The following is a 594-nucleotide window of genomic DNA, read 5'->3' as shown; positions in this document are numbered from 1 at the left end:
CAATTCGACCGCGCGCACACCGCGGCGCACCTTGCGGCCGATCAGGTCCATTTCGAGATCGCCCACCCGCAGTACCGTCTCGACCTGCGCGACCGGCCGGCGGCGGCCGAGCGCGTGCACCCGCGCCAACAGCTCGGCGAATGCGAAGGGCTTAGTCAGGTAGTCGTCGCCACCGGCCTCAAGCCCTTCGACGCGCTGGCCCACCCCCGACATCGTCGTGAGGAACAGGATCGGTGTCTGCACGCCCGCCGCCCGCAGGGTCTTCACCGCGCCGAGACCGTCAAGCCCAGGCAACATGCGGTCGACGATCATCACGTCATAGGCGTTGCTCACCGCGAGGAAGAGACCGTCGCGCCCGTTGTCGGCGTGGTCGACGACGTGGCCGTGCTCGGTCAGGCCCTGGCCGATGTAGCAGGCCGTCTTCGCATCATCCTCGATCAGCAAGACCTTCATCCGATGCAGGCGCCTCCCGGACCGTGCTGAGGTCGGCAGCCGATGATAGCCGCCTCCACGGCCCAGCGAACCATACGATATCGTAACCTCGGGTGGTCGGTCGGGAGCACAGCGACGTCGGCTTATAGAAATCCGTCAAAC

1 protein-coding gene is annotated in these 594 nt (G+C 66.5%); it reads right to left on the bottom strand.

Going from position 1 to position 594, the window contains the following annotated elements; translation table 11 throughout:
- Positions 1-453 (bottom strand): response regulator (locus ACU8YE_RS24010; protein WP_446929856.1); only part of this gene is annotated, 453 nt, incomplete at its 3' end.
- Positions 454-594: the final 141 nt, after the last annotated feature.

The sequence above is a fragment of the Ralstonia sp. VS2407 genome (genome assembly GCF_052950655.1).
This window is presented reverse-complemented; position numbering and strand designations above follow the sequence as displayed.